General features: G+C 71.3%; 1 protein-coding gene and 1 pseudogene. Both read left to right on the forward strand.

Translation table 11 applies throughout. The features are described 5' to 3' along the window. Window positions 1-250 precede the first annotated feature (250 nt). Complete coding sequence (locus tag IJH84_RS04230; RefSeq protein ID WP_200070465.1) at window positions 251-1,252, forward strand: LacI family DNA-binding transcriptional regulator; 1,002 nt, start codon at window positions 251-253, stop codon at window positions 1,250-1,252. A 37-nt stretch (window positions 1,253-1,289) separates the two neighbouring features. Further along, window positions 1,290-1,504 (forward strand): annotated as a pseudogene (locus tag IJH84_RS04235) (hypothetical protein); the annotation flags it as partial.

A 1,504-nucleotide genomic window follows, 5' to 3' on the forward strand; every position in this document is an offset into this window, starting at 1 on the left:
AGGACGCGGGCGAACCGGCCGCACCACCGACGGCTCCGTAGGCCGGGCACACCCTGTTCCGCGCCGAACTCGGGCATTAGCGTGGCAACCGGTTGCCGCACGGTTGCAGGGGAGGCTGCAAGCTTCGGGGACTCTACGAGGTCCACGCACTATGGTTTTGATCTTTGCCTCGTCAGCGGCGGAGCTGCTGAGCAGCGACCGTGCAAGCAACCGGCACCGCCACGCAAATCCTGCCGAAAGGACTACTCAGGTGGGCAGGCCGACGATCTACGACGTGGCGAAGCACTGCGGCCTGGCCGCCTCGACGGTCTCCCGCACCTACTCCCACCCGAGCCGGGTGAATCCGGCGACCAGGGAGAAGGTGCACTCCGCCGCGCAGCAGCTCGGCTACACCCCGCGCCCGCTGGCGCGCGCCGAAGCGCCGGGCCGGGCCAGGACGCTGACCCTGGTCGTCACCGACATCTCCAACCCGTACTACGCGAGCCTGATCAAGTCGGCCCAGCAGCAGGCGCTGGCGAACAACTACACGCTCGCGCTGGCCGACAGCGACGAGTCGCCGCGCGTCGAGGTGCGCAACCTGCGGCAACTGCTGGCGACCGCCAGCGGCGCCATCCTGGCCACCTCCAGGCTCTCCGACGAGGCCATCCGCCGGCTCGCCCGGTACCGGGCGCTGGTCATGGTCAACCGGGCCGTCGACGGCGTGCCCAGCCTGGTCGTGGACACCGCGGACGGGATGCGCAAGGCGGTTCGCCACCTCGCCGCCATCGGGCACCGCCGCATCGCCTACCTGTCGGGGCCGCACAACTCCTGGATCAACAGCGCCCGCTGGCGGGCGGTGCAGGAAGAGACCGGTGCGCTGGGTGTGGAAGCGGAGTTCCTCGGGCCGTACGCGCCGAACCGGCAGGGCGGTCAGGAAGCCGCCGACGCGCTGATGCTGCGGAACCCGACCGCTGCGCTGGCCTACAACGACCTCATCGCGATCGGGGCGCTGCAGCGCTTGCAAGCCGCCGGGGTGCGGGTTCCGGCCGAGTTCAGCCTCGTCGGCTGCGACGACATCTTCGGCGCCGACCTGATCGCACCGGCCCTGACCACGATCTCCGGGCCGACCGAGCGGGTCGGCAAGTACGCGGTGGACATCCTCGACGCGCAGCTGGGCAAGCCGTTGTCCGCACCGGAGTCGATGGTGTTCGAGGCGCACTTGGTCACCCGCGGTTCCACCGCGCCGCCCCGCCCGGCAACTGCTGGCAACTAGTTGTCGCGGCGATCGACCGGCGGCGAAGCTGTGCGGCATGGACGGCGGCAGCACCTCGAGCACCGGATCCGACCTCGCCGCCCGCTACGGCGGTCGCGCGCCCCTGCAGCCGCATCCCGATCGGCTGCTACCGCCCGATCCCGGGCAGCGCGGCATCGCCCGCCGCCTCTACGACAGCGTGCGGGAGCTTCCGCTGCTGAGCCCGCACGGGCACGTCGATCCGGAGTTGCTGGCCGCGGACCGCCCGTTCGG

Origin of the sequence: Saccharopolyspora sp. (assembly GCF_017434145.1) — a bacterium.
Taxonomy (GTDB): Bacteria; Actinomycetota; Actinomycetes; order Mycobacteriales; family Pseudonocardiaceae; genus Saccharopolyspora_C; species Saccharopolyspora_C galaxeae.